This window comes from Crocosphaera sp. UHCC 0190, from assembly GCF_034932065.1.
Classification (GTDB): Bacteria; Cyanobacteriota; Cyanobacteriia; order Cyanobacteriales; family Microcystaceae; genus UHCC-0190.
In genome coordinates this window covers 1-21,336 of record NZ_JAYGHP010000006.1, presented here as the reverse complement: position 1 = coordinate 21,336, position 21,336 = coordinate 1, and the positions used below count along the sequence as shown (strand labels likewise).

Below are 21,336 nucleotides of genomic sequence, written 5' to 3'. Positions count from 1 at the left end.
GAGGATATTATTATGACTAAATCCTCCCAAGATGAGTCGTCTCGTTCCTCTGGGTTAACCTTTCGTGATTTCCAAAAACTGCCTGAACCACAACAACATCTAATTAACTGGATTCGTCGTCAAAATCAAGCTAGTTTACTCGATGTTGCCATTCATCTTTGTCAAGATGAAGAAACCGCGTTGAAATTTCTAGAACCTTTAGTTAAAAAAGGTTTTTTAGAAGAAACTATCGAAGAAGATGAACGGTATTATCGAGTAACTTATCCCCCAAAACGAGGCCAATCTTTGTTTAAAAAACTGGCTGATAAAAAGAAAGCCTCAAAAGAGTCTCAAGAAGAATCTCAAACTGACACAATTGATTAATTATTGTTCATTTTACCCTGTTGAAATCCCATGTTAGCTACCATTCCTGAAAAGTTTATGCACAGGGTCAGATGGTTTCTGGCCTGCGGTTGGCTGATTCTGATTTTTTCTCTCTTTTATGACCCAATTTCTCCTTTATTAACTAATAGTAATACCCATTGGAGTCCTTTTAAAATTAATCCTGATGCTTGCATTCGGGTTCAAGGGGTTTGTTTAGAACAGCAACCCTACTATTTAGGTGCGTCTTTATTTTGGGGCTTAATTGTTCCTAGTGGCGTGTTTATGTTATTAGTTTTTGGTCATGAATTTTGGCGGAGAATTTGTCCTTTGGGGTTCATGTCTCAACTGTTTCGTGCTTTGGGAAAACAACGACAACGGAAAAGAGTTGATCCCAACACAGGACAAACTCATTATGAATTAGTGAAAATCAAGGCTGATTCTTGGTTAGGAAAAAATAGCTTAAAACTACAATTTGCTTTGTTATATGTTGGTGTTTGTGGCCGTCTTTTATTCTATGATTCTAACCGCACTATTTTAGGGGGTTTCTTACTATTTACTATTGCTTCTGCTATTCTTATTGGTTATCTTTATGGGGGAAAAACTTGGTGTCAATATTTCTGTCCTATGGCCCCTGTACAAGAGTTTTATGGGGAACCCAGAGGACTTCTTAATAGTGTGGCCCATGAAGGAAAAACAACCGCAATTACTCAATCTATGTGTCGTCGTCAAAACCCTGATGGAACAGAAACCAGTGCTTGTGTTGCTTGTAATAGTCCTTGTATTGATATTGATGCTGAACGTTCCTATTGGGATGCTATCAAAAAGCCTGATTATAAGTTTCTTTATTACAGTTATGCGGGTTTAGCAGTGGGTTTTTTCCTTTATTATTATCTTTATTCAGGTAGTTGGGCTTATTTATTATCTGGTGCTTGGACTCATCAAGAAAATCAATTAGAACTCTTGTTATCTCCAGGATTTTATATTTTTAATACCCCCATTCCTATTCCCAGATTAATTGCTGCACCCTTAACGGTTGGGTTATTTAGTGCTTTGGGATATTTTGTCGGCATCCAATTAGAAAAAATCTACAAAACCTATCAATTAAAAAATAATCCTATCCTAACGCCTCAACAGTTACAACACCAATTTTTTACCTTAACAACTTTTTTGGTGTTTAATTTCTTTTTTATTTTTGCGGGACGTTCTTATATTAGTAAGTTTCCCATTCAAGTACAATATTTGTTTAATATCTTATTAGTATTAACTAGCACTTTATGGCTATATCGTACTTGGGGAAGAAGTCTTGAACGTTATTCCCGTGAAAGTTTAGCCAGTCGTTTAAGACAACAGTTAACCCGCTTACAGGTTGATGTTTCTCGCTTCTTAGAAGGTCGTTCTATTGACTTATTAACCGCAGATGAAGTTTATGTGTTAGCGAAGATTTTACCGGGTTTTACTGGTGATAAACGTCTAGAAGCATACAAAGGCATTTTACGAGATTCTTTAGAAGAAGGTTATGTTAACACAGCAAGTAGTTTAGAAGTGCTGCAACAAATGCGCCAAGAATTAGGCATTAGTGAACAAGAACACTTAAATATCTTAACAGAATTAGGGGTCGAAGATCCCGATTTATTAGACCCAAATCAAAAGCGTTCCCGTGAAAATCAATTGCGTTTACAAACCTTCCGTCAACGCATTCGGGGAATGGTTGGTAGTAAACGAAGACGGGGAGCAAAAGGGTTAGGAAGGGAATTATTAAAGGTGGTAAAAAAGGAAAAAGCGATTGGTGATGTATTAGATAAAGAAGGAGGAACCGTTGAATCTTTATCACGAGAATATGGTATTACTTTAGAAGAAGAAAAACAAATTCTTGCTAATTTGGATGAAGAATCTCAACTCGAACGCCGCAGTCATATTCTCTTACATCAACTACAAGATTTACAAGATATTGAACTCGCATTGTTACATCCTCCTGCTACTTTAGCTATTCCTCATTTAAGGACTGGTTTAGAGATTTTACGGTCTACAGTTGCCCAAAAACAACGGGTTATTGCTAAGGGAGTTCTCAAGATTTTGGAACAATGGGACTCAGGAACGGAAGCCACTCGTCTTGTGTTAGCATTAGCAAGTTTAACACCAAATGTGTTACCAAGTTTATTAGAAGATCATGAACAAAAATGGTCAGAAAGATTGAGTGACACTCATTTATCTCGTCTACAACAACAGTTAAAACAAGAAGGGCCAAAACCAGCTAAATTGTCTGATAAAGTGATGGCAAGTTACTTAGAAACTTTGCTTGCAGAACCAGATTCTTTAACCAAAACAGTGAGTCTTTATTTATTAGCGAAACTGGATAATGAACGGGGAAAACAACAGGCCCGTCAACTGTTAGATTCTTATTTAATGTTGAATCCTTCCCTGAAAGAAACCGCACAGCAAATCTTAGCTAATGCCGATGAACAAGAAACCAAAGTTGTCACACCCTTAGAACGATTATTGTATCTTTCCAGTTGTGATTTATTGAAAGCATTGAAAGCAGAAAGCTTAATGGAATTATCCTATCAAGTTCCGATCAAAGAGTATCATAAATCTGATATAATTTGGGAACAAGGAGAAGTTTGCAAAGACTTATTGATGCTTTTAGATGGTCAAGTAGAGTCTCAACGTCTCCAGGAAGATGAGACGGTTTTTGTGGAAGAAATTGAACCAGTAACCCTTTTAAATGAGTTGGAAATTCTCGGTAATTTAGAAGCAATGGGAACTTGTATTGTGACTTCTCCTAAAGCGTTTTTCTTGGTAATTGAAGGAGCAATTTTTAATGAACTTCTTGCCCAAGATAAAGGATTTTCTCGTAAGGTAATTGAACAAGAAAGTCGTCGTTTACAACAGTTACAACAGTTAACCAATTCATAGTAAGATTATCAATTTAGCCATTCATCTAGGGAATTTAGAGAAAAATCAAACTAAAATCATGCCATAATTAATCTTTGATAATGAGGTTGGGGAATGGGATCACCAAATTCTTGTGCGGTTTCAATCCATAATTGAATTGCTGCCTGAATATTTTCTAAAGCAGATATTTGAGTATTTCCATGAGCAACACAACCGGGTAATTCAGGCACTTCAACAATAAATATCTGATCTTCTTCACTCCAATACATGAATAATTGATATTTATACATAAAAATTACTCTCCTAAGTGATATTTAACAATAATTTCTCTAATTTGACGAACCTGATAGGCTTTAGCTTTGTTAGTATCTTTTTGTAAATTCGGTTTTTCTTCAATGCCTTCTCGTCTAAAGATGTGGTGTCCTCCGCGAATTCTTTCCTCAAACCCCAAACGCTTTAACAACTGGCACAATTCATCGAAGGGTATGTTAGTATTAGCAGTCCCTTGCACAATTTTTTGTAATAACTTTTCATATTTACCCAAAACAACTGATTACCCAAATTATTAAACCATTTTACCATGAAAAGAGAGTTATACCTGAAATTTTAACGGCACGATAGAAGAAACTATTGAATTATCCGATGGTTATGGCAATTTTTTAGTGGCTTAGGACAACAGATTAAGTAAAATAATATTATATAAATAGTGTCTTATTGTAGGGGCAATTCATGAATTGCCCCTACGGTTAGCATCGCTGCGTAAGTCCTGTACAATGTAGATAATGTTAGTTTAATTTATCTTCTATGACAACTACCCAAAGTATCCCCAAACTTCTCAGTTTTGATGATTATATCAACGACTATCCCGATGATGGCAAACAATATCAATTAATTGAAGGAAAATTAGTCGAAATGATGCGCCCTATTGGAAAACATGAAGAAATTGGCGGCTTTATCTCTTTTGAGTTAGGCTTAGAAATCAGAAGGCTACAGTTACCCTATTTCATTCCTAATACTGCTGCTATTAAACCTAATCGGCCTAATACTGGCTATGTTCCTGATATTATTGTCTTGGATCGGGAAAAGTTAGTCAATGATACTTATTGGGAAAAAGCTTCTTCAATTTCTCTGGGAATATCAGCTAAATTAGTGATTGAAATTGTTAGTTCTAATTGGCGCGATGATTACCTAAAAAAGTTTGATGATTATGAAGAATTAGGGATTAAAGAATATTGGATTATTGATTATTTAGCTAAAGGTTCAGCCAGATATATTGGCAGCCCCAAAGAACCTACTATTTCAATTTATCAGTTAATTAATGGAGAATATCAAGTCAGTTTGTTTAAAAGAGAAGAAAATATTAGTTCTTTGATTTTTCCAGAATTATTGTTGACAGCAAAGCAAATTTTTCAAGCAGAAAGCCGTCTTTAATTATTGAGTAAGCGATATTATTTTGTCGAGATTCTTTGACCTAAAAATTAATTGATTTCTCAATGTCTGGGAATTGATGACACTTTTTGAACAGTTTCATAAGCATTTTAAACATCCCTTAACCCAGAATCGTGTCACAATATAAACAAAAATGGAAATATAATAACGGAGAGGAATATGGTTGCAACCCCGATCAAAACAGAAAAACGCCTAACCATACAAACTGCGGATATTGCTCAAGATACTACCACAATTCGCTCTCTCGACTGGGATAGAGATCGTTTTGATATCGAGTTTGGACTCCAAAACGGAACCACTTACAACTCTTATATTATTCGTGGGGATAAAATTGCTTTAGTAGACACTTCTCACGCTAAATTCCGTCAGCTATACTTAGAGACATTAACGGGATTAATCGACCCGAAAACCATTGATTATCTGGTCATCAGTCACACAGAACCAGATCACAGTGGTTTAGTCAAGGATATTTTAGCACTTGCGCCCCAAATTACCATTGTCGGGTCTAAGGTTGCTATCCAATTTTTAGAAGATTTTGTACACCAACCTTTTGAACGCATTTTAGTGAAAAGTGGGGAGTCTTTAGACTTAGGGAAAGGTCATGTTTTAGAATTTGTTAGTGCGCCTAATTTACATTGGCCTGACACCATTTTAACCTATGATAAAGGGACAGAAACCCTCTTTACTTGTGATGTCTTTGGAATGCACTATTGTTCCGATAGTCTCTATGATGAACATTTAGACGCGATCGCCCCAGACTATCACTTCTATTATGAATGTTTAATGGGGCCTAATGCTCGGTCTGTTCTCTCTGCAATGAAACGCATGGATAAGTTAGGAGAAATTACCACCGTTGCCAATGGACATGGCCCTCTATTGCGCTATAATGTTCATGAGTTAGTAGAACGCTATCGCACTTGGAGTGAGGAACAAAGCAAAGCCGAGAAAAGTGTGGCGGTGTTTTATGTTTCTGACTACGGATACAGCGATCGCCTTTCCCAAGCCATTGCTAAAGGTATAAATAAAGCAGGGGTTGCGGTGGAAATGGTGGATCTTAAATCTGCTGATCCCCAAGATGTGAATGAAATTGTTAGCCGTTCTGCGGGAATTGTGATCGGAATGCCTCCCTTAGAAGGCAGTCACAACAAGGAAACCACCAGTAATATAGGAACCATTATTGCTGCGGTGAAAGATAAGCAATATGTGGGTTTATTTGAGTCTTATGGGGGAAATGACGAACCAATTGACCCCTTATTAACCAAGTTTCGAGAAGCAGGTTTAGGTCAAGGGTTTAAGTCCATTCGTGTTAAGGATATCCCGACAGAAGGTATTTATCAACTCTGTGAAGAAGCAGGGACGGACTTAGGGCAAACCTTAACCCAAGATCGCAAAGTTAAACAACGCAAATCTTTAGATACGGACTTAGATAAGGCGATCGGTCGCATTAGTGGCGGCTTATATATTCTAACAGCAACCAAAGGAGAAATCAATGGGGCAATGTTAGCTTCTTGGGTGACACAAGCAAGTTTTGATCCTCCTGGGTTTACGGTTTCCGTGGCCAAAGATCGTGCGATAGAATCTTTAATGCAGGTGGGAGATAGCTTCCTTTTAAACATACTGGAAGAAGGGAAATATCAACCCTTAATGAAGCATTTTCTCAAACGGTTTCCCCCTGGTGCAGATCGTTTTGAAGGGATAAATATCCAAACTGCTAATAATGGATCACCAATTTTAGTGGATGCTTTAGCTTATTTAGAGTGTGAAGTGGTGAGTCGAATGGAGTGTAATGATCATTGGGTTGTGTATAGTAAAGTTACCAATGGACGAGTCTCAAACCCTGATGGTTTAACCGCAATTCATCACCGAAAAGTAGGAAATTACTATTAAACTTGTAGGGTGGGCATTGCCCACCTTTTTTTATTTAATTATCTGTTATTATAATTTTCATTTATATTCATTTTTTCACTATTCCAATCATCGGCAAAACTAGCAATATTTTCTTTTAGTATTTTAGTTTATTTTGGAGCAATTTCTTTATCTTGTAGATTGATATAACTTTTAGACGGCTTTGGGTATAAAGTACATAAAGGTGGCGATTCCTTGTGTGGTGATGGAAATTCTGGTTTTAACTCTTTAACACCTGCTATCGCTAGAATCATATAACCATAAAAACGACTTAAAAAAATCATATCATCTAGAGATTTTTCCATTTGTTCTTTTGAAAGATATCCTCCTTGAGTAAATAACCAATCTGGATGAGCATTACGATGACGAAGATCACGATAAATTTTAATAATTTTTCCGTCTTGCTTACAGAATGATTTCCAATCCCGTGATAAATAGTTATCTCTAAATCGTTTCAATGCACCTTCTATCTTCCATTGATCATTTGGTTGATAAGCGAAGAATAACTTCATTGTTTTCTTCTCGATAATTGACTAAAATGCCCTATAATACAAATTATCATTAAGCCAATGTTCAAATGAATTCCCAATGAAACATTATTTAGTTTATAGTCAACTTTCACAAAAACCTGACTCTGCACATGAACATCTTGATGTAATGTGTGCCAATTCTGTCGCTAATCTTGGCTATCCTTCCATTTTAGCTTATCCAGAGAAACAAACATCAGGATTTAATTTATTCCCTTTACTATCTCCCTTTAAACCCCAAAAACCTGCTCAAAGCTTGGTAGAATTTTATGATGTTCAAGATAAATTAAAGGTTTTACCCTTATCTATTCCTCAAATAATTGATAAAGGAATTAATCGTCTAAATCTTAGTACCTTAGTCTGTAAATATTATTTGCCGATTCATCTAAAAAATAATATTCAGGCAGTTCATACAAGAGATTGGAATTTTGCTAAAGCTGCTGTTAAAAATCAAATTCCTACTATTTTTGAACGTCATTACTTTGCAGAAACACCCTTTGAGCAAGACATTGTTAATAACCCTTATTTTAGAGTAATTATTACTCAATCAGAATTAACCAGACAAAGCATAATTGAAGCAGGAATGCCACCAGATAAAGCCATTTGGTTACATAATGGGTTTAACCAATCCTTTCTACAAAGATACCCAGAAGATGCTCAAAAATGGCGCAATGAACTATTGAAAGATAATCGTAAACATTTAGTGATTTATTCCGGTGCATTATATCCTTTCAAGGGAGTTGATTTATTAATTGATGTTGCTAAAGAATTACCAAATATTCAATTTTGTGTTACAGGAGGAACAGAAGAACAAGTTAAGCATTATCGACAATTATCCCAAGATGAACAAGTTAATAATATCAATTTTTTAGGTTGGATTGTACCGCGATCGCGTCTTGTTAGTTTATTCCAAGCTGCGGATATTTTAGCACATCCTCACCTCTCAGGAAAGTCAGCAAATTTCACTAATCCTGTCAAATTTTTCCAATATTTAGCATCAGGAACCCCCCTTGTTTCTACAGAAATTCCTCCCTTAATGTACTTTAAAAATACTGTTCCTGTTGGGGTTTGGTGCGAACCCGATAACCCGATTCTTTTTGCCGAGTCAATTGAAAAAGCATTAGAAATGTATCCTAGAAAAATAAGAGGTTATCAGGAAAATATCGAGTATGGGAAAGAATTTTCTTGGGAAAAACGAGCCAAAAAAATATTAGAATATGTTCCTGAAATGACTAATTAATTATCTCACAAATGACTATTCTTAGTATAACCAAGTTGCATGGGTAAATCATTATCCTTACTTTATAGCTTTGATACGATTGATCTTTTTAGCAATTCCATATTTAGCATACACAACCTGACTTAACCAGTCCATAAATAGAGGTTGACTTAGAGGATAATTTTGAGAAATCAGCCAATCTTTAGCTGTAGTTTCTAAATATGCGACTTGTAGAGGTGTCAGGGTATTAACCCATTTATTAAGTTTACCAGAATCAATATGATTAGCATGAAGTAAACTCTTCGGATCATAAAACTTAGAATCATTGACTTGATTATTTTTCCAGCTACTAATTCTACTTTTTTGGCGTTCAATACTGTATTCATCGGCAATCACTTGCGCCTCTTGTTGGGAAAGATTAATATTAAGATGGTCTGCGATTCTTAAAGCTTCTTGAGTTAAATCATTAACCATGATTTCGTAGCGAGAAATCAACAAATGATCGAGATTAGTCCAATGATAAAAATCACGAATACATTCTTCAATTTCTCTTGTATGAAACATCAGTTTTTCAAAGGTCGCTTTTCGCATTTTCATCAAAGAAGCAGTAACATCTCGAATATCACGATAAGTATAAATTCCTTTTGCTTGTCCTTGTGTGATCGCAGTTTCTACTCCCTTGAGATGACGAAATTGATGAACTTTCAACACCTGCATTTGATCATCTGATTGTGTTTGCAGAAGTTGCTGACAGTCACCATCACGAATTTCTCCTAATCCGGTTCCTTTGTTAGTTTTCTCTAGAATTGCTAAAGTAAGTTGATACTGTAGAGTTGATCCTGATCGCATCATGCCACAACAGATAATAAGCATTAATTTGTTGAATCCTATATCTAAACAGTTGACTGTCTGGAAAATCTATCAGGAATTGACTAATTTGTCAAGGAATATTGATGATAACACCTAAAAAATTGGATATAAATAACTTAGGTAAACTGAAAATGATAGATATCAAACCAGAAAAGCCATCTCAAAAATCTTTCGATAAACCATCAGAAAATTATCAATTGATTGAGGAGTTACAAAAGCGATTAATTTCTGCTTCTCCAGAAGAAATTGAAACTTGCCTGCAAATTTATCGAGAAATTATACAACAAAATGAGTTAATCAAATTCAATCAACATCAACGAACAATAGAAAACTTTCAAATCATTCGTCAAACATCTCTATGGGGAATTATTATCAGTATTGGTGTCGCCTTAATTATTAGTCGATTAACAGTCCCAGGATTAATTTTAATTGGGGTTGTTTTTTATGATTTTGTTTTTGATTATCAGAAATTTAGAAAATAATTCAACAGAGAGAAGTATTGAGTGGGTTATGGGATATAACCCACCAATAATGATTAAGAATTAAGTGTTTTAAAATTCATCATCTCCTCCTTGATAACTGCCCACTAAATTCGCATCAGTATCCCGTTTTGAGCCTAATAGATCCAAACGATCAACCCGAATTACAGGACTCGAACGATTTGTCCCTGTATTCCGATCTGTCCAAGTTTCAATTTCTAATGAACCTTGAATACCAATTAAGCTACCTTTTTTAACATAATTAGCGGCAATTTCTGCGGTTTTCCCCCAGATTTTCAAATTAAACCAATCCGGTTCATCACTTTTACTAGAACGACGATTAACGGCCAAAGTCAAAGTACACAAAACCGTTCCCGATTCAAAATATCTGACTTCTGGATCTCTACCCGCACGACCGACTAAATTAACAACATTTACGCCCATAAAATTTATGCTCAAATTTATTTGGTACTAACGTATTTTATCAGTTAGCAGTTGTCAGTGATCAATGACCAGACAGGAAATTTATCTTTGTTAATTTTGCAAGATTCCTTTTCCCACCTCTCCACAACGGGAACAAATCCCCCCGAACCCTTGTCAAACGTGACATCACTGATAACTTCTACTTACCATTGGCAAATTTCTAGTATAAATTGATTAATACAGCTAGACTTACTAAAAGAAACGTAATAAAATCCGTTCGACCCCTTGTGGGTCATTGAGCCATAGTAGTCTTTTATATTAAGGGGCGTAAGCAAACGTGGGTATTTTTAGTCGTTTTTCCTTATCGCGGGACATGGGCATAGATTTAGGCACTGCTAACACCCTTGTCTATGTTTCTGGCAAAGGTATTGTCCTCGAAGAACCGTCTGTCGTCGCCATTGATAAAGATCGCAAAATTCCCCTGGCCGTGGGGGAAGAAGCCAAAAAAATGTTAGGACGTACCCCTGGTAATGTAGTGGCCTTGCGTCCATTGCGGGATGGGGTAATTGCGGACTTTTTGAGTGCCATGATCATGCTCAAAGAGTTTATTCGTCGGGCCCATGAAGGTAGTCCCCTGGGCAACCCTCGAATGGTGATTGGCATTCCTAGCGGTATTACAGAAGTGGAAAGACGGGCCGTCATTGATGCGGCCAGAGAAGCAGGGGCCAGAGATGTGGGTTTAATCGAAGAACCCATCGCCGCTGCTTTAGGGGCCGGTTTACCAGTAACAGAAGCCACCGGAAACATGATTGTTGACATCGGTGGGGGAACCACAGAAGTAGCAGTTTTAAGCTTACAAGGACGGGTATTAAGTGAGTCTGTCAGGGTTGCAGGGGATGAATTAACCGAGTCCATCATCCACTACCTGAAAAAAGTCCACAACATGGTCATTGGGGAACGAACTGCTGAAGAAATCAAAATTCGTCTAGCCTCTGCTTATCCTATGCGTCATGAAGAAGAACCGACCATGGAAGTGCGCGGTTTACATCTGATGTCAGGGTTGCCCCGTACCGTCACCATTAAAGGGGAAGAAATCCGCGAAAGTATGGCTGAACCCTTAGCTGTCATTGTCGATGCCATTAAACGGACGTTAGAGCGTACCCCTCCCGAATTAGCGGCGGATATCATTGATCGCGGCATCATGTTAGCGGGTGGTGGGGCCTTATTACGGGGACTCGATACCTTACTCAGTCATGAAACCGGAATTGTCACCCATATCGCTGAAGATCCCTTGCGTTGCGTCGTCAAAGGGACTGGAGAAGTGCTGAAAAACCCCACGGTTTTAGATCGGGTTCTCAGCGAAAGCTCTCGCATGATGTAAACAGGACTCAAGAGAAAGGCACAAAATGCTGATAGTGCGTCGTTGGTATGCTCGGTATGGCTCTAAACTAATATGGGCAGGGGTCGCTTTAGGAATGGGTTGGTTTCTCCGCCAAACCCAAGGGGCCGCTATCCTGGAAATGTATTATTGGGTGACTCGTCCTTTACAGTCCGAGTCTCCTGAAGTCGTACAAGAGCGACTAACCAACGCACGAACCCTGGAATTAGAACAACGTTTAGTAGAGTTAGAGCGACAAAACCAACAATTACAAAAACTCCTTGGTTATTTTGAAGCTCAAAAACAAAACGTGATTGCGGCCCCTATCATTGGCCGCAGCGCGGATGATTGGTGGAAACAGGTAATTCTGGGCCGCGGCAGTCAAGACGGTATCGAAGTGGGTTATGTGGTAACGGGAATTGGCGGATTAATCGGTCGGGTTGTGGATGTTACGCCCCATACCAGTCGCGTTTTGCTGGTAAGTGACCCGACGAGTCATGTGGGGGCGCGGGTGAGTCGTACTGGTACTATGGGGGTGATTAAAGGGGATGGTTCCCGCATTGCGGTGATGCGCTTTTTTGAAAAAGTGCCTAAAGTTAGTCCTGGGGATACGATTACGACTTCTCCGGTTAGTCGTCTGTTTCCTGATGGTTTACCTATTGGACGGGTGCAGTCTGTTGACTTGGAGAAAGGCCCGGCCCCTGAAGCCAAAATTTTATTAACTTCCCCCATTAATGATTTAGAATGGGCGGTTATTCATCCGTTTAAAAGTAAGTAATAAGTAAAAAATCATTAGCTATGAACCATCAACTATTAACTATTAACTATTAACCCATGAACTGGCAACGGTATTCTTTACTGAATAATATTATTATTGGAAGTTCGGCTACCCTGTGTCTGCTACTATCTCTTACCCGTCTTCCTGGAATGGAATTGCTCGGTATTGGCACTAATTGGGTGTTAATTTGGGTGGTGGTGTGGAGTATGAAACGCAGCGTATTTCAGGGAATGATCGCCGGGTTAGTCATGGGATTAATTCAAGACGGACTCACGGGGGCTTATCCTACCCATATGTTGAGTTTAGTTATGGTAGGCGTTTTAACCGCTCGTCTTCAAAAACAAAAATATATTCAAGAAGATTTTATCTCCGTTGCTTTAATTGTATTTGGTATGGTAATTGTGGCTGAAACTCTTACTTCTCTCCAATATCTTATAAGATTTATGCGCCCTTTTATTGATATTTGGCGGGACTATCAACAATTAGTGTTATCGTCAGCGATTTTAAGCAGTTTATGGGCCCCAGTGGTCTATTATCCCCTTAATTCTTGGTGGGAGAAAGCTCCTTATAAAGCGAGTAGTCAAAAGTAGGTAACTGCAATTATAGGGTTTCTCGGACTCATGAGGTTTCCGCGTGAGCCTCAGCGTTCGACTGAGTTCTTCATTTAAAGTGCCTCAGACAAAACAAGATTACGGAATTGAGCAGAACTGCCTAAATTATTAGGGGTGTCATTATCATTAAAGAAAACAAGACGGTCATAATCACCTGTAAAATATTGACCAAGACTAATACTGTAATCTTTCCAACCATTAACAGCTTCAGCATCATTTAAACCTTGATAATCATTAAAAGCTTGATTACCAAAAGTTTGAGTTCCGTAAAGTTGAAATATGGTGTTAGTATTATTAAACAAATTATCATCATTCTCTAAACCAACCCCTTGTATTTCTCCTTCTTCTTCACTGCGGAATTGAAAACTTAGGCGGGTATTTTGAGTAATCTTGTAATTAGTTAAATTAAAGAATTTCCAAGCATTATTCTCAAGTTTTACTTCATTACCATTATCAGGATAAGTGACAACAGATTGGGTAGTATCTTGAGGTGCAGGGTTCCCATTATTAATGGAAGCATTGCCATAGGTTTCTAGGGTTTTGCTAGTATTAGTTCCCTGAAGATTGAGAGTCAGTTGATTACTAACAGGTGGGGGGGTATTTTCTTCTAAGATAATATTACGGAACTGACTAGAACTACCTAAATTATTAGGAGTATCATTATCATTCATGAAAATTAAACGGTTATAATTACCCGTAAAGAAGTCTCCCACGTTAATTGTATAAGTTTTCCAACCATCAACAGTATTGTAATTATTAAAGGCTTGATTTCCGAAGCTTTGTGTACCGAAAAGTTGAAAAATAGTATTAGTATTGTCAAAAAGATTGTCGTTATTATCAAAGCCTAATCCTTGTATTTCTCCTTCACTATCACTACGGAATTGAAAGGTTAAAGCTGTATTTGCAGTAATGTTATAATTAGTTAAATCAAAGTATTTCCAAGCATTATTCTCAAGTTTTACTTCATTACCATTATCAGGATAAGTGACAACAGATTGGGTAGTATCTTGAGGTAAAGAGTTCCCATTATTAATGGAAGCATTGCCATAGGTTTCTAGGGTTTTGCTAGTATTAGTTCCCTGAAGATTGAGAGTCAGTTGATTACTAACAGGTGGGGGGGTATTTTCTTCTAAGATAATATTACGGAACTGACTAGAACTACCTAAATTATTAGGAGTATCATTATCATTCATGAAAATTAAACGGTTATAATTACCCGTAAAGAAGTCTCCCACGTTAATTGTATAAGTTTTCCAACCATCAACAGTATTGTAATTATTAAAGGCTTGATTTCCGAAGCTTTGTGTACCGAAAAGTTGAAAAATAGTATTAGTATTGTCAAAAAGATTGTCGTTATTATCAAAGCCTAATCCTTGTATTTCTCCTTCACTATCACTACGGAATTGAAAGGTTAAAGCTGTATTAGCGGTAATATTGTAATTAGTTAAATCAAAGTATTTCCAAGCATTATTCTCAAGTTTTACTTGATTATTATTGTCCAGATATGTAACAGCAGCTTGGGGGGTATCTTGAGGAACAGATTTCCCATTCAAAACAGAAGCATTACCATAGGTTTCTAGGGTATTACTAATTTCTGTTCCATTAACAGTAAGCATCAAACCTTGAACATTAACCGTAAAAGTATTATCAATAAATTGATCGTTAGCTGTTCCTCGAATGGTTATTTCTGCTGTTCCTGATTGATTAACTTGATAATCAAGAGTTAGCTGATTATTATTAATAGTTGCTATTACTAACTCTGGATTGCTGTTAATTAAAATACTCTTATTAATGACATCCCCATCAACATCACTAAACACATTTGTTAAGTCAATGATTGTATTAGCTGCATCTTCATTAACAGTAACAGGTGCAATCGGATTTTGAACTACAGGTAAATCATCTACAGGGTTTACAGTAACGGTGAAGATATTATCAACAAATTGACCATTAGATGTCCCTCTTACTGTAATATTAGCCGTTCCTGATTTATCATCTAGATAATCAAGGGTTAATTGATTATTGTTAACCGTAGCTGTCACTAACCCTGTATTACTATTAGCAGATACACTCTTAATAATGACATCCCCATCAACATCACTAAACACATTAGTTAAGTCAATGATGCTATTAGTTGCATCTTCATCCACACTAATGTTATTAAGAGGATTAGCAACCATAGGAGGATTATCAGGAGGGGCATCATAAACTAAAGTATAAGTATTATCTCCAGAAGTCGCCGTATAATCGAATAAATGAAGCTTATTTTCGTAAATTGGGCGGCCTGCTTGGGGGAAAGTGCGATCGGTTAACCAAACATTTTCTAATAAAACTTCTGTACCATCGGAACGTAAAACCCTTTCAATTCTCGATTCTCCGTTACTCGGATCATCAAGTTGAATATAGTTCCAACCGTCAGTTAAGTTAACCGTAATTACTACATTGCGATCGCTTGTTGTTAAAGGGCCATCAGTTGTCCCCTCATAAACAGCGTTAACCGCAGCAGTCCCCCCGTCACTAAAATAGATAGTATCAGGAATAATATCAACGTCAGGGTCATCATTAACGAGATAATCAGGTAAACTGTCATCATTGGGAACTGTTGCCCGTACAATGTGGGTTAATTCGTGAATATTGACTTCTGCAATTTGGGAAAGTTCAGGAATACCTAAGCCGTTAATATGCTCAAAACTGGCATCATATTCCACAAAACGCCCTTGTAGGGTAGATTTCAGATACCAGTTAGCGGTTTGAATTTCTCCTGGGGCAATATCTCCTAGATTAACTTTGAGAGAGGGCGTAATAGGTTGAGAACCGACGGAAGTACCAATTAAATCGAAGTCAATCAGTAAACCTTGTTCACTTTCGACGATTTTCGGTTCTGCGGAGATAATTTCTAAATCTTGGGCCGTTCCGTAACCTTGGTTTTGAACAATTAACCCTAAAGCAAATGGTACTGATGTTTCTATAGGATCAGTAAAGGGATCATCTGAGTAAACATTCCGTTCTAGGAAGTAATCTAAATATAGTTCAGCTTGGGGTAATACCGTAACTTCCGTAGGATAGAGATCAACGGTGATAGTTTGACCATTTTCCACATAACTGAAGCTTCCCCCGATATTATATTCAGTTTCGGTAGTAGGTGCGGCGTTAGCGGTGGGAATGATAGTAAAGTTAGCTGTTCCGATGCTATCTGCTGCCAGAGTACCAGTACCGTTGATCTCAGTCAAACCCATCAAGGTTGGGGACGTAATAGCAAAGCGATCATTAACCTGATTACCCTCAGAATCGGTGATTTCCAGATTAATCAGGATATTATCTAAGGAAATATCATCATTGAGGTTTTCTAAGGTCAAAACTCCCTCAAAAGCGGAACGAGTCATGATCGCATCTTGGCTGATTTCAATACCAACCCGTGCGGTAACATAAGGGGTAGGTGAACCGGGAATAAAGGGTATGGTAATCACACCAGGGACGAAACCACCACCACCAGTAACACCACCACCACCATAGGTGATTTGAGGTAAGGGACAATCTCCGTCAACATGATAGATAGGAATGGGGGTACTTTGTTCAACGTTGATGAAGTCGTCTAAACTGTGGTCAAAGTTTTGGTATTCCCAGAATAATGCACCAAAGATGTCACAAGGGGCTGGGCCGTCTCCTGCTAAGCGTTCGAGACGTATGGGAACAACTAGGGAACTTTTAGCGGGAATTGTCCCTAAATAGTCGATTTGTGGGTCAATATCATAATAAGGATGTTCACCAAAGGAGAAGTAAGCATCTTCTGCACCAATTAAGCCATGATTGGTAACAGTAACATCAATGATCTGCACTTCTCCCACTTCATCTAAACTGGAGAGATCGAAAGAACCAGGGGTTACGGTGACGACAGGTAAAGGTACTTCCGTTTCAAAGGTCGCTTCTAAGGTAATTTGGTAAACATCGGCGATTTCTGTGGGACGAACAACCCAGTTATATTTAACGGTTTGATAGGGTAAAAATACATCAATATCTTTGGTAACTCCTGCTTCTACAGCGAAATTTTGTGTCCCGATACCGTGTTTATCTGCTTCCACTCTCAGGGTATAGAAACCTTCTGTTAGGTTATCTAAGGAAAACATCCCATCAGGATCTGTATAGGTGTTGAGAATTTCTCCCGTGATACCATCTAAGAGGGTAATGGTCGTATTTTGAACTTTTGGCTGTCCTTCTGCCAAATAATACAATTCATCAACAAAATTGAAGTTAACACCCCCTATAGCATCGGATACGGCGCGGAAATTAAAGGGCAGTTGTAAACTATCACTAGGACGCAAATTATCGTTAAAGGCAATACTACCTTGATACAGGGTTAGGGGTAAATCTGCATCTGGGGTTAAGGTGAGGGTGACAGTAGTTGACTCATTGGGATCTAATGTGGGAATTGTGGTATTTGTGGCTAAGGATAACCAAGGTACATCAGGCAGTAGAACATCTATATTACCCGACGCTAATGATCCGGTATTGGTGAGGGTAAACTCGACAATGGTTTGATCTCCCCGCAGCATTCCTGCATCTAAGGGGGATAAACTGGCCACTAATTGCGATCGCAGGGGGTTAACATCTACGGTAACAGGAATGCGACTGGTTACGCCTTCGGCAGTAGTTACTTCAATTTCAAAGGTATCCCGCAATATATCGGCATCTGGGGCTAAAATGCTGTAATTTAGGGTACTGGTGTTATTATTGCCGATTGTGGGGTCAACGCTGGTACTAATTACCCAGTCACTAGGCGCACCGATAATACTGGTAGTGAGTCCTGTTAAGCTTTGGGGGCTATAATTTCTTAGGGTAAGTTGTCCGGTTTTGGCCGCATCTTCTGTGACATTCAGTAAAACGGATGATTGGGTGAAACTTAGCCCTAAAACGCTAAATTCGTCCTCTGGGGTGGTTCTTTCGCCAGGGTTAAGGTATTGGGTAGCGTAGAGGTTATAGTTACCTCCTTGGCTGGCTGTGGGGGTAAAGTTATAGTTATAGTTACCGTTAGCATCGGTGAGAATATCAATAGTTAAAATTCCGCCTGTATTCTCATTTTCGAGGTAAACCGTCGCAAATTCAAAGGGTATGGGCTGTCCGTTTTGATTGCTGATAGTTTGTCCCTTTATCTCGATGGTTTGCCCTGCTACGCTAGTTATGATATCAGTTTCGATGGTTGCATAGTAAAGAGGTGTAACGGTTAGGGGTGTTACGGTAATAAGTTGGTTATTGTTTTCTGCGTCTCCTTCGTTGAGTTGTTCATCTGCATCTGTTACAGCGATCAGGTAGTAATTACCGGGGTTTTCAGGCAAAATGACGGGAATAGTGCGAGTATATTCGATTTGGGGGTCAAGGGTTCCCGCAAACTCAATACCTCGCCCTAATGTTCCTCCTGTATCGTTCCCAATGGCAATATCGTTACCGTTACCAAAGATATTATCAGGGGAGAGATACAAACGATCTACCCAAGGGCCTGTGGCTGCAAAATTGCTATCATTTTTAACAGTATAGGTGACATTTGTACTGCGATCGCTAAACCCATTTTCTCCACTTAAATTAGTTACAATTAAATCAGGTTGATCATCATCAATGATGGTTAAAGTTGCGGTGTTTTCTGTGCCAATAGTTGCGCCGTTAGTGGGAGAGTTTAGGGTTAAATTGATAGTTTCATTAGCTTCCAATAGGTCATCATTTTCAATGGGAATGGTGACAATTTTTGAGGTTTCACCATCAACAAAATCAACGGTAATAGTATTACTGATATAGTCTTCTGGGTTGGTTGCTGTACCATCGGTTAAGCTAATTATTGCGCTAACTTCTCCATCACTTCCCCCTGTACGATTTACTGTTACAGCTATTACAGATGTGCCATTTTCATAAAGACTAAATTGAGAGTTACTAAAGGTGAGTGTACCAGGGATAGGAGCATCTTCACTAATAATAGTAATGGTTGCATTACTTTGAGTTCCTAATGTTGCCCCACCTGTGATATTAGTTAATCCTAAATTAATAGTTTCATCTGCTTCAAATTTTGTGTCATTGACGATAGGAATACTAATAATTTTAGGGGTCGTATCGCCATCAGCAAAGGTAATATTAAAGCTGTTTTGAGTATAATCATTTGGATAGGTTGCTGTGCCATTTGTCAAGCTAATAGTAGCAGTAACTTCTCCCGTTGTTCGTCCGTCACGAGTAACAGTTACATCAATAGTTCCGTTTTCTTCATTAACATTATAATTCGCTTCACTGAAGGATAAAAATGCAGGGGAGTCCGTACTATTTACAGTGAATAATACACTATCAGGAACAATTTGTTTAGTGATTCCAGCATCTTGACTTGACCAAGAAAACTGAGAAATACTACCACCAGCATTTTCACCAAATACAATTAAAATTTGATGTAAACCTGCTTGTAAATAGGTTGTTCCGCTTTTTTCTACTGACGGGTGAAGACCCCCATTATTAATCAGTGCATTAGTTGTAGTTGGTGATTGAGTTGCACCATCTAAGAATAGATAACTAGCATCATCACTATTTAGATAAAAAGTATAATTTCCTGTGGTGGGAATATTAATAACACCTTGCCAACGAACGCTAAAAGTTTCTAAATCAGATAAAACTGTATTTCCTAAATTCCAAGAAGTAGCATTATCTAAGAAATTAACCGTTTTATCAGTGCGGTTCAAAACAGGTTGATTATTAGTAAAGAAACTCAAATTATCATTAAAATAACCATCAAAATATTGAGCATCTAAACCAATATCATTGTCAGCGATGGTTAGGGTTGCAGTGGTTTGAGTACCTAAATTTGCGCCACCTGTGGGATTAGAAATAACTAGATTTAAGGTTTCATCACCCTCTCTGCTTAAGTCATTAATGATAGGAATATTGACAATTTTTTTCCGTTCTCCTGATGCAAAATTAACCGTTATAGGACTATTATTTGTATAATCATTGGGTGCTGTAGCTGTGCCATTAGTTAGGTTTAAAGTAACACTAACTGCGCCATCTGTTCCCCCACTACGGGTTATAGTAACAGGTGCGATCGCCGTTCCATCTTCATTAATAGTATAATTAGCTTGACTAAAGGCTAAAGTGGAATTATCAACAATGGTTAAAACGGCATTATTTTGACTGCCAAGGGTTGTCCCTGTACTGGGATTTGATAAGGTTAAATTAACTGTTTCATTGCCTTCATAAACCGTGTCATCTTGTAAAGGAATATAGACAGTTTTACTGCTTTCTCCATCAGCAAAAGTTACATTTATTGGTGTGTCGGTGTAATCTTCTCCTGCGGTTGCTGTACCATCACTTAAATTAACAGTAACACTTGCTTCTCCTCGGTTGCCAAAAGTACGATTTAGGGTAATAGCTGCTTGAGTTGCCCCATCTTCATCGGTAATATAGTCTGCTTTGCTGAAGTTAAAGACATCTGATGCAGTAACAAAGCTATCAGAATTAATGTCTAAGTCAGTATAGGTAATGTTTTCGAGAACAGCAATTAATTCATCAGGTTCAGTATTAGGTTTAATCAGATAAATAGCAGTATCTGAACCATTTAAGGGGGAAACATCTAAACGATAATTACTCTTATCTCCATGTAGTTGAATCTTATCTTCCCCAATAGTAAAGTCAGTTATTTTTAGATAGTCACTGGTTCCATTGGTCGCAATATCATTATCATCATAAAATGCTTGACTGTTATTACCTAATAAGAAAGTATCGTTACCACTTCCTCCCGTTGCTGTGTCAATTTCTCCTTGGCCTGCTGTGTCAGAATAGGGGTTAACTCCTGTTACGGTATCATCTCCTTCTTTCCCGTCAACAGTATCATTCCCTGCACCACCCGCAAGAGTATCATTATTGGCTAAACCGATGAGATTATCGTTATAAGCACTACCAATTAAATTGAGATTTTCAACATTATTATAGGTTAAGAAAATAACCCCACCATTAGCCACTGCTCTGATAGTATTAGCATCATTATAAATTCCTCTTAACGAACTGCCAATATGGCCATCATCAGCATTCGTAAAGTCTGCTATAACAACATCATAACCATCTCCTGCATCAATAACTGCTCCATTATCAACCCCAACTCCATTCCCTAAATTAACCGTATCATCGCCACTTCCTAAATTAATACTTCCTAAGTCTTCAAAATTACTTGCTTCAGTGCCAAAACTATCGCTAAATTGATTCGTTGCTTGACTTAAATCGATAGAAACATCATCAGTAATCGTAGCTAAATTAACAATTAAAGTATCAAATCCTGCTGCACCATCTAAACTATCACCGGCTCTTTCAGCATTCTGTGGTAAAATGTAGCGATAGCTACTTTTTATTACAGACTTAAAAATGGACTTTCATCTAGATACTTTACTAAATTTACCCGATGTAACCGTTTTCACTTGTTATCAACAA

The 21,336-nt window shown here is 37.9% G+C and carries 15 protein-coding genes; 9 read left to right on the top strand and 6 right to left on the bottom strand.

The features are described 5' to 3' along the window. Positions 1-12: 12 nt before the first annotated feature. Both VB715_RS10565 and VB715_RS10560 read left to right on the top strand, forming a co-directional pair. A complete protein-coding gene (locus tag VB715_RS10565) occupies positions 13-363 on the top strand; it encodes a hypothetical protein (RefSeq protein ID WP_323301169.1) in 351 nt (116 codons plus the stop codon). A 30-nt stretch (positions 364-393) separates the two neighbouring features. Further along, on the top strand, positions 394-3,276 hold the full coding sequence (locus tag VB715_RS10560; protein ID WP_323301168.1) for a cyclic nucleotide-binding domain-containing protein: 2,883 nt from the start codon (positions 394-396) through the stop codon (positions 3,274-3,276). Between the two features lie 56 nt (positions 3,277-3,332). Here VB715_RS10560 and VB715_RS10555 read toward each other — a convergent pair whose 3' ends face one another. Together VB715_RS10555 and VB715_RS10550 are read right to left on the bottom strand one after the other, a co-directional pair. After that, complete coding sequence (locus VB715_RS10555) at positions 3,333-3,545, bottom strand: type II toxin-antitoxin system HicB family antitoxin (RefSeq protein ID WP_323301167.1); 213 nt, start codon at positions 3,543-3,545, stop codon at positions 3,333-3,335. 5 nt (positions 3,546-3,550) lie between these two features. Continuing rightward, positions 3,551-3,799, bottom strand: a complete 249-nt coding sequence (locus VB715_RS10550; RefSeq protein WP_323301166.1) for a type II toxin-antitoxin system HicA family toxin — start codon at positions 3,797-3,799, stop codon at positions 3,551-3,553. 260 nt (positions 3,800-4,059) lie between these two features. Here VB715_RS10550 and VB715_RS10545 point away from each other — a divergent pair, with 260 nt between their 5' ends. Continuing rightward, a complete protein-coding gene (locus tag VB715_RS10545) occupies positions 4,060-4,686 on the top strand; it encodes a Uma2 family endonuclease (protein WP_323301165.1) in 627 nt (208 codons plus the stop codon). 177 nt (positions 4,687-4,863) lie between these two features. Then, positions 4,864-6,591 (top strand): diflavin flavoprotein, encoded by a 1,728-nt coding sequence (locus VB715_RS10540; protein ID WP_323301164.1) that lies wholly within the window; start codon positions 4,864-4,866, stop codon positions 6,589-6,591. A 128-nt stretch (positions 6,592-6,719) separates the two neighbouring features. Here VB715_RS10540 and VB715_RS10535 read toward each other — a convergent pair whose 3' ends face one another. Then, positions 6,720-7,121 carry a hypothetical protein gene (locus tag VB715_RS10535; protein ID WP_323301163.1) on the bottom strand — a complete coding sequence of 134 codons (402 nt, stop codon included), beginning with the start codon at positions 7,119-7,121 and terminating at the stop codon, positions 6,720-6,722. Positions 7,122-7,197: 76 nt separating this feature from the next. On the opposite strand from VB715_RS10535, the gene VB715_RS10530 reads away from it, so the two are divergent. Next, a complete protein-coding gene (locus VB715_RS10530; RefSeq protein WP_323301162.1) occupies positions 7,198-8,376 on the top strand; it encodes a glycosyltransferase in 1,179 nt (392 codons plus the stop codon). 57 nt (positions 8,377-8,433) lie between these two features. Here VB715_RS10530 and VB715_RS10525 read toward each other — a convergent pair whose 3' ends face one another. After that, the gene (locus tag VB715_RS10525) at positions 8,434-9,228 is read right to left on the bottom strand and encodes a sulfotransferase domain-containing protein (RefSeq protein WP_323301161.1); all 795 of its coding nucleotides are present in this window, start codon (positions 9,226-9,228) and stop codon (positions 8,434-8,436) included. A gap of 128 nt (positions 9,229-9,356) precedes the next feature. On the opposite strand from VB715_RS10525, the gene VB715_RS10520 reads away from it, so the two are divergent. Then, positions 9,357-9,707, top strand: a complete 351-nt coding sequence (locus VB715_RS10520) for a hypothetical protein (RefSeq protein ID WP_323301160.1) — start codon at positions 9,357-9,359, stop codon at positions 9,705-9,707. A 69-nt stretch (positions 9,708-9,776) separates the two neighbouring features. Here the strand turns inward: VB715_RS10520 and VB715_RS10515 are convergent, their stop codons facing one another. After that, positions 9,777-10,148, bottom strand: coding sequence for a single-stranded DNA-binding protein (locus tag VB715_RS10515; RefSeq protein ID WP_323301159.1), 372 nt, complete (start codon positions 10,146-10,148; stop codon positions 9,777-9,779). Between the two features lie 352 nt (positions 10,149-10,500). Here VB715_RS10515 and VB715_RS10510 point away from each other — a divergent pair, with 352 nt between their 5' ends. Genes VB715_RS10510 through mreD form a run of 3 tightly spaced genes read left to right on the top strand, consistent with a single transcriptional unit; the run spans position 10,501 to position 12,873 of the window. Further along, positions 10,501-11,508 (top strand): rod shape-determining protein, encoded by a 1,008-nt coding sequence (locus VB715_RS10510; protein WP_323301342.1) that lies wholly within the window; start codon positions 10,501-10,503, stop codon positions 11,506-11,508. Between the two features lie 25 nt (positions 11,509-11,533). Next, entirely contained in the window at positions 11,534-12,283 is a 750-nt protein-coding gene (gene mreC, locus VB715_RS10505; RefSeq protein WP_323301158.1) for a rod shape-determining protein MreC, read from the top strand. Positions 12,284-12,339: 56 nt separating this feature from the next. Then, the gene (mreD, locus tag VB715_RS10500) at positions 12,340-12,873 is read left to right on the top strand and encodes a rod shape-determining protein MreD (protein ID WP_323301157.1); all 534 of its coding nucleotides are present in this window, start codon (positions 12,340-12,342) and stop codon (positions 12,871-12,873) included. Positions 12,874-12,947: 74 nt separating this feature from the next. Here mreD and VB715_RS10495 read toward each other — a convergent pair whose 3' ends face one another. After that, a complete protein-coding gene (locus VB715_RS10495) occupies positions 12,948-20,873 on the bottom strand; it encodes a Calx-beta domain-containing protein (RefSeq protein ID WP_323301156.1) in 7,926 nt (2,641 codons plus the stop codon). Positions 20,874-21,336: the final 463 nt, after the last annotated feature.

What these genes read in the sequence shown, in the direction of transcription:
- VB715_RS10540 (WP_323301164.1), top strand. Translation starts at nt 4,864, where the DNA reads ATGGTTGCAACCCCGATCAAAACAGAAAAACGCCTAACCATACAAACT.
- VB715_RS10560 (WP_323301168.1), top strand. Translation starts at nt 394, where the DNA reads ATGTTAGCTACCATTCCTGAAAAGTTTATGCACAGGGTCAGATGGTTT.
- VB715_RS10510 (WP_323301342.1), top strand. Translation starts at nt 10,501, where the DNA reads ATGGGCATAGATTTAGGCACTGCTAACACCCTTGTCTATGTTTCTGGC.
- VB715_RS10515 (WP_323301159.1), bottom strand. Translation starts at nt 10,148, where the DNA reads ATGGGCGTAAATGTTGTTAATTTAGTCGGTCGTGCGGGTAGAGATCCA.
- VB715_RS10565 (WP_323301169.1), top strand. Translation starts at nt 13, where the DNA reads ATGACTAAATCCTCCCAAGATGAGTCGTCTCGTTCCTCTGGGTTAACC.
- mreD (WP_323301157.1), top strand. Translation starts at nt 12,340, where the DNA reads ATGAACTGGCAACGGTATTCTTTACTGAATAATATTATTATTGGAAGT.
- VB715_RS10530 (WP_323301162.1), top strand. Translation starts at nt 7,198, where the DNA reads ATGAAACATTATTTAGTTTATAGTCAACTTTCACAAAAACCTGACTCT.
- VB715_RS10545 (WP_323301165.1), top strand. Translation starts at nt 4,060, where the DNA reads ATGACAACTACCCAAAGTATCCCCAAACTTCTCAGTTTTGATGATTAT.
- VB715_RS10520 (WP_323301160.1), top strand. Translation starts at nt 9,357, where the DNA reads ATGATAGATATCAAACCAGAAAAGCCATCTCAAAAATCTTTCGATAAA.
- VB715_RS10555 (WP_323301167.1), bottom strand. Translation starts at nt 3,545, where the DNA reads ATGTATAAATATCAATTATTCATGTATTGGAGTGAAGAAGATCAGATA.
- VB715_RS10525 (WP_323301161.1), bottom strand. Translation starts at nt 9,228, where the DNA reads ATGCTTATTATCTGTTGTGGCATGATGCGATCAGGATCAACTCTACAG.
- mreC (WP_323301158.1), top strand. Translation starts at nt 11,534, where the DNA reads ATGCTGATAGTGCGTCGTTGGTATGCTCGGTATGGCTCTAAACTAATA.
- VB715_RS10535 (WP_323301163.1), bottom strand. Translation starts at nt 7,121, where the DNA reads ATGAAGTTATTCTTCGCTTATCAACCAAATGATCAATGGAAGATAGAA.